Source organism: Pseudomonas sp. DD1 (assembly GCF_044510355.1).
Classification (GTDB): Bacteria; Pseudomonadota; Gammaproteobacteria; order Pseudomonadales; family Pseudomonadaceae; genus Aquipseudomonas; species Aquipseudomonas shahriarae.
Genome location: NZ_MSAJ01000039.1, coordinates 247,339 through 253,640, shown reverse-complemented (window position 1 = coordinate 253,640; position 6,302 = coordinate 247,339). Strand labels below are relative to the sequence as shown.

At 62.0% G+C, this 6,302-nt stretch carries 5 protein-coding genes; 1 reads left to right on the top strand and 4 read right to left on the bottom strand.

Annotated features, from left to right (window positions below; all coding sequences use genetic code 11):
• Window positions 1-545: 545 nt before the first annotated feature.
• Window positions 546-2,171 (top strand): glucan biosynthesis protein D, encoded by a 1,626-nt coding sequence (locus PSFL_RS26965; protein WP_057438023.1) that lies wholly within the window; start codon window positions 546-548, stop codon window positions 2,169-2,171.
• A 49-nt stretch (window positions 2,172-2,220) separates the two neighbouring features.
• Here the strand turns inward: PSFL_RS26965 and PSFL_RS26960 are convergent, their stop codons facing one another.
• The 4 genes from PSFL_RS26960 to recJ all read right to left on the bottom strand — a co-directional run bounded on the left by PSFL_RS26960 (window position 2,221) and on the right by recJ (window position 6,278).
• Window positions 2,221-2,406 (bottom strand): hypothetical protein, encoded by a 186-nt coding sequence (locus PSFL_RS26960; protein WP_057438021.1) that lies wholly within the window; start codon window positions 2,404-2,406, stop codon window positions 2,221-2,223.
• A 246-nt stretch (window positions 2,407-2,652) separates the two neighbouring features.
• Entirely contained in the window at window positions 2,653-3,186 is a 534-nt protein-coding gene (locus PSFL_RS26955; protein WP_057438019.1) for a GNAT family acetyltransferase, read from the bottom strand.
• A gap of 105 nt (window positions 3,187-3,291) precedes the next feature.
• Entirely contained in the window at window positions 3,292-4,398 is a 1,107-nt protein-coding gene (locus PSFL_RS26950) for an NADH:flavin oxidoreductase/NADH oxidase (RefSeq protein ID WP_170060351.1), read from the bottom strand.
• 170 nt (window positions 4,399-4,568) lie between these two features.
• Window positions 4,569-6,278, bottom strand: a complete 1,710-nt coding sequence (gene recJ, locus PSFL_RS26945) for a single-stranded-DNA-specific exonuclease RecJ (RefSeq protein WP_397470665.1) — start codon at window positions 6,276-6,278, stop codon at window positions 4,569-4,571.
• Window positions 6,279-6,302 lie beyond the last annotated feature (24 nt).

Sequence of the window (6,302 nt, the reverse complement as noted above, 5' to 3'; positions counted from 1 at the left end):
CCCCGGCTTTGCTGTTGCTCTGCTTTTGATCTGGCTTTTGATCTTGATCTCAGGCGCCCCGTTAAACCACGATGGCCGCAGGCAGGTATTGCGCAGTGGGCACCCCGGCATGGATGCCGGGGTAGCCGCGACACGGCCATGGATGGCCGATCGCGGCGGGCCCACGGAGCAATGCCTGACTGCGGGCATGCCGAGCCTAGGCGAGGCACCGAGTGGTGGGGCAGGAGCCCTTTTGGTTACTTTTGGGGCTCTTTTCCAAAAGTGACCCGCTGTAAGAGCGGAACCAATAGCCGCCGTGACCGCAGCAATGGATATACACACCGACCCAAAGCCATCCCCAGCAAATCCCCCCTGCTGACACGTCTTGTTTCATATGCAACGCCATCATCCCGCTATCAATCAATTTTCCTTCCCCACCGAACCCCTTAAGCTATTCAGCATCTGTTTAATGTCCGTTGCGTTTGGCCGAAGGCATGTCCGAACCGTAATTTCTGATCCAGCACGCGCCAGGAACGGCACGGGATTGCTCACCACAGGTTGTATTTATGCACCGCAGGAATTTGCTCAAAGCGTCCATGGCCATCGCGGCCTACACCGGGCTGTCAGCCAGTGGCCTGCTGGCCGCCCAGGCCTGGGCCGGGAATCGTGCAGCCGATGGCGACGCCAAGGCGTTCGACTTCGACTGGCTCAAGCTGCAGGCCAAGCAACTGGCCGGTAAACAGTATCAGGACACCCGCCAGGTGCTGCCGCCGACCCTGGCGACCATGACCCCGCAGAATTTCAATGCCATCGGCTACGACGGTAATCATTCGCTGTGGAAAGACCTCAAAGGCCAGCTGGACGTGCAGTTTTTCCACGTCGGCATGGGTTTCAAGACCCCGGTGCGCATGCACAGTGTCGACCCCAAGACCCGCCAGGCGCGGGAGGTGCATTTCCGTCCGTCGCTGTTCAATTATGAAAAAACCACGGTCGACACCAAGCAGCTCAAGGGCGACTTGGGTTTTTCCGGCTTCAAGCTGTTCAAGGCCCCGGAACTGGACCGCCACGACGTGGTGTCTTTCCTTGGCGCCAGCTATTTCCGTGCGGTGGATAACACCGGCCAGTATGGTCTTTCGGCACGCGGCCTGGCCATCGACACCTACGCCAATAAACGCGAAGAGTTCCCCGATTTCACCCAGTTCTGGTTCGAGACGCCGGACAAGGACAGCACCCGTTTCGTGGTCTACGCCCTGCTCGACTCGCCGAGCGCCACCGGTGCCTATCGTTTTGATATCGACTGCCAGGCCACCCAGGTGGTGATGGCCATCGACGCCCATATCAATGCGCGCACGGCAATCCAGCAGATGGGCATCGCGCCGATGACCAGCATGTTCAGTTGCGGCACCCATGAGCGGCGCATGTGCGACACCATCCACCCGCAGATCCACGACTCCGATCGCCTGGCGATGTGGCGCGGCAACGGCGAGTGGATCTGCCGCCCGCTGAACAACCCGGCCACTCTGCAGTTCAATGCCTTCGCCGATAAAGACCCGAAAGGTTTCGGCCTGGTGCAGACCGACCATGAGTTCGCCAGTTACCAGGACACCGTCGACTGGTACAGCAAGCGCCCAAGTCTGTGGGTGGAGCCGACCACCGCGTGGGGTGAAGGCTCTGTCGATCTGCTGGAAATTCCTACGACCGGCGAGACCATGGACAACATCGTCGCCTTCTGGACCCCGAAAAAACCGGTGGCCGCCGGCGACTCCCTGACCTTTGGCTACAAGCTCTACTGGAGCGCCCTGCCCCCGGTCAGCACACCGTTGGCACAAGTCAACGCCACCCGCTCCGGCATGGGCGGCTTCACCGAAGGCTGGGCGCCGGGTGAGCATTACCCGCCGGTCTGGGCCCGCCGTTTTGCCGTGGACTTCAAAGGCGGTGGCCTCGACCGCCTGCCCGCAGGTACCGGGATCGAGCCTGTGGTCACCTGCTCCCATGGCGAAGTGAAAGACTTCAGCGTGCTGGTGCTCGACGACATCAAGGGCTACCGAATTCTCTTCGACTGGTACCCGACCAGCGACAGCGTCGCGCCGGTGGAGATGCGCCTGTTCATCCGCACCAATGACCGGACCTTGAGTGAAACCTGGTTGTACCAGTACTTCCCGCCCGCACCGGACAAGCGCAAGTACAGCTGATGCCCAACGTTCCCACGCTCATTGCGGCGTGGGAACGCCCCCACCCGGTTCAAAAACGCGAAATACTCCTCATCGCACCAATCAAATAACGCATGGCAATTTGATCGTTTTCGGTCAGGGCACGGTACTGCTCAAGCAACTGCGCCTCGTCCGAGCTCAACCGGCGGCCATGCAACGACAGCTTGCGGCTGAAAAAAAGCACCAGAACCCCTGCGACACCAATGGACTTGGCCATGGACTGTTTCTCCGTGTGATAAACAACAACTCCCGATGCCCATAACCCTGTCCGCGAAGTGCAATGCCTCAGCGCGTAAACAGACTGACTTCCTGGGCCAGAAGCCGTCTTACTTCAAGCGTAGAAACTATCCTGGCGCTTGTGAGATTTTTTTAGAGCATTCACTTAAATAATTGCCTTAAGGCAAAAGGCCTTCAGAAAATCCTCACGTACTGACCGCCGTGTACGCGCCTGATGCCGGACAGATCAGGGCAGCGGGCGATACAAGTGGATGTCATTGGGTTCCCGGTGGTACAGCTCGCTGTCGGGCTGCTTGAGCAAACGACAGCCGTGATGCAGATAAAAATCCACGGTGTTGCGCGACTCGGTGGCCGAGATATACAGCGCCTGCGCACCCAGCGTTACCCCGTGCGCGCAGGCCAGCGTCAGCAAGCGCCCACCCAGCCCATGCCCTCGGCCACTGTGGCTGACATGCAGGAACTTGAGCTGATGCATACGCAGGCCCTGGTTATGGATCACCCGGTTATCCACCACCGCTGCCGCCAGCAGCGTCGGACCAGCAAACACTCCATGCAACCACCCGCCGCGCAGCCAGCAGGCATGCAACTCCAGGGCATCCTGCTCGGCTTCGCCTTCGGGCCAACCGCGCATGTCGTGGTGAGCGGCGTAGAGCACCAACTCGCCGTGTTCTAGGCGATAGCACTCATCAATCTGCTCAGTGCGGTCAATCAACGCCAGCAGGGGAATGTCGCTTTCATTCAAATCACGTTCCACCAGCATCTTGGCCTCCAGTGTCCAGGACGCTCAGGATCGCTACTCCCCCGGCGACAGGCAAGAAAAAACCCACCGTGATCAGCGGTGGGTCTGGGTGACGAATGTAAAAAATCAGTCGCGCAAGTCAGACTCATGGATCGGCTGGTCGCGGTGGGTAGCCCGCTGGTACTGCGCCGGCCAGGTCGCCTTGCGGCCGCCCAGGTCGTCATCGGCGTGCAGCGGCCAGTACGGATCACGCAGCAGTTCCCGGGCCAGGAAGATGATATCGGCCTGGCAGGTGCGCAGAATATGCTCGGCCTGGGCCGGTTCGGTAATCATCCCGACCGTGCCGGTGGCCATGCCGGATTCCTTGCGCACGCGCTCGGCAAAGCGCGTTTGATAACCGGGGCCGATAGGGATTTCGGCATTGGCGGCGGTGCCACCGGAGGACACGTCGATCAGGTCCACACCCAGGTCTTTCAGGCGGCGTGCCAGTTCCACGGTTTCGTCGGGGTTCCAGCCGTCTTCCACCCAGTCGGTGGCCGAGACGCGTACAAACAGCGGCAGCTCTTGCGGCCACACATCGCGCACCGCCTGGGTGACTTGCAACACCAGGCGGATGCGGTTTTCAAAGGATCCACCGTATTGATCCTGACGCTGATTGCTCAAGGGCGAGAGAAACTGATGCAGCAGATAACCATGGGCGGCATGGATTTCCACCACTTGGAAGCCGGCGGCCAGGGCACGCTTGGCGGCGGCCACGAAGTCGGCGATCACTTGCTGGATTTGCCCTTCGTCCAACTGCCGGGGCGCGGTGTGCTGCGGGTCGAAGGCGATGGGAGACGGACCTACCGGCACCCAGCCACCGTCTGCGGGCTTGACGCTGCCATGCTTGCCGATCCACGGCCGATGGGTGCTGGCCTTGCGCCCGGCGTGGGCCAGTTGAATACCCGCCACCGCGCCCTGGGCGCTGATAAAGCGTGTGATGCGCTGCAGCGGCTCAATCTGGGCATCGTTCCACAGGCCCAGGTCCTGGGCGGTGATGCGGCCATCGGCAGTAACGGCGGTGGCTTCGCTGAAAATCAGCCCGGCGCCGCCAACGGCGCGGCTGCCCAGGTGCACCAGGTGCCAGTCGTTGGCCAGGCCATCGACGGCGGAGTACTGGCACATCGGCGATACGGCAATGCGGTTGAGCAGGGTCAATTGGCGCAGGGTGTAGGGTTCAAGCAACAGACTCATGGGGCACCTCTTCTCGTATCCGGTGGGCATTGGCTCCAGGGTTCTGTCTGACCGGTACGCGTGACGAGAAGATGAAAGGCCCGTCCCCTTCGGGCTAAAAAACAGACAAGGTCACAAGACCAATCACACAGTGCTTAGAGACTAGTCGACAACCGGGGATTGCACAGGGTTCAGCGCGGTTCGATGTGGGCAATCATCAATTGCACGGTTTCCTGGCCGCGGAACTCATTGACGTCGAGCTTGTAGGCCAACTCCACCCAGCGAATGGTCGGGTTCGGCCACACTTCGCGGTCGATGCCAAAGGCAATGCCATCGAGCTTCACCGCGCCGCACTCACTCTTGAGCACTACCTTGAGGTGCCGCTCGCCCACAACCCGCTGCTCCACCAGTTGAAACACCCCATGAAACAAAGGCTCGGGAAAGTGCTGGCCCCAGGGCCCGGCGTTGCGCAGGGCACGGGCCAGTTCCAGGTGGAACTCTTCCACCGCCAGGGTGCCATCGGACAACAGGCGCCCCGTCAGGTCTTCTTCACGCAGTTGCCGGCGCACTTCGGCGTCGAAGGCTTCGGCGAACAACGGGAAGTTGGCTTCAGGCAAGGTCAGGCCCGCCGCCATGGCGTGGCCGCCGTACTTGGCGATCAGGTTCGGGTGCTGGCTGGCCACCACTGCCAGGGCATCACGGATATGAAAGCCCGGCACCGAACGCCCGGAGCCCTTGAGCAGGCCATCACCGGCATCAGCAAAGGCAATGGTCGGGCGGAAATAGCGCTCTTTCATACGCGAGGCGAGAATCCCGATCACACCCTGGTGCCATTCCGGGTCGAACATGCACAGACCAAATGGCATCGACTCCACCGGCAAGTCCTTGAGCTGGGCCAGGGCCTCGCGCTGCATGCCCTGCTCGATGGCTTTGCGGTCCTGGTTCATGCCGTCCAACTGCGCGGCCATTTCCCGGGCCTGGGCGAAGTCGCTGGTGAGCAGGCATTCGATGCCCAGGCTCATGTCATCCAGGCGCCCGGCCGCATTCAGCCGTGGGCCGAGGATAAAACCCAGGTCGGTAGAGGTGATGCGTGCGTGGTCGCGCTTGGCCACCTCCAGGATCGCCTTGATCCCCGGCCGCGCACGTCCGGCGCGGATCCGCTCCAGGCCTTGATGGACCAGGATGCGGTTGTTGGCATCCAGCGGCACCACGTCGGCCACGCTGCCCAGGGCCACCAGGTCGAGCAACTCGCCGATATTGGGCTGCGGCTGCTTGTCGTACCAGCCCAGGCTGCGCAGGCGCGCGCGCAGGGCCATCAGCACGTAGAAAATCACCCCGACGCCCGCCAGGGCCTTGCTGGGGAACCCGCAACCGGGCTGGTTCGGGTTGACGATGGCATCGGCTGCCGGCAGTTCATCGCCGGGCAAGTGGTGGTCGGTGACCAGCACCTTGAGGCCCGCCGCCTTCGCCGCCGCCACACCCTCGACACTGGAGATGCCGTTGTCCACGGTAATCAGCAAGTGCGGCTCGCGCTGCAAGGCCACGGCGACGATTTCCGGGGTCAGGCCGTAGCCGTATTCGAAGCGGTTGGGCACCAGGTAATCCACATGGGCCGCCCCGAGCAGGCGCAGGCCGAGGGTGCCCACGGTGCTGGCGGTGGCGCCATCGGCGTCGAAGTCGCCGACGATCAGGATGCGCTGGCGCTGCTCCAGGGCCGTCACCAGCAAATCCACGGCAGCCTCAATCCCTTTGAGCTGCTGATAGGGAATCAGCCGCGCCAGGCTTTTATCCAGCTCATCCTGCGAGGTCACGCCACGGGCGGCGTAGAGACGGGTCAGCAACGGTGGCAATTCACCGAGGAACGGCAGGACAGCGGGCAATGGGCGGGGATCGATGCGCATGGGGTGATGGGGGCTTCTGTGCAA

Bases quoted from the DNA above. Each gene is read 5' to 3' on its own strand.
- recJ (WP_397470665.1), bottom strand. From the start codon at position 6,278: ATGCGCATCGATCCCCGCCCATTGCCCGCTGTCCTGCCGTTCCTCGGT.
- PSFL_RS26955 (WP_057438019.1), bottom strand. From the start codon at position 3,186: ATGCTGGTGGAACGTGATTTGAATGAAAGCGACATTCCCCTGCTGGCG.
- PSFL_RS26950 (WP_170060351.1), bottom strand. From the start codon at position 4,398: ATGAGTCTGTTGCTTGAACCCTACACCCTGCGCCAATTGACCCTGCTC.
- PSFL_RS26960 (WP_057438021.1), bottom strand. From the start codon at position 2,406: ATGGCCAAGTCCATTGGTGTCGCAGGGGTTCTGGTGCTTTTTTTCAGC.
- PSFL_RS26965 (WP_057438023.1), top strand. From the start codon at position 546: ATGCACCGCAGGAATTTGCTCAAAGCGTCCATGGCCATCGCGGCCTAC.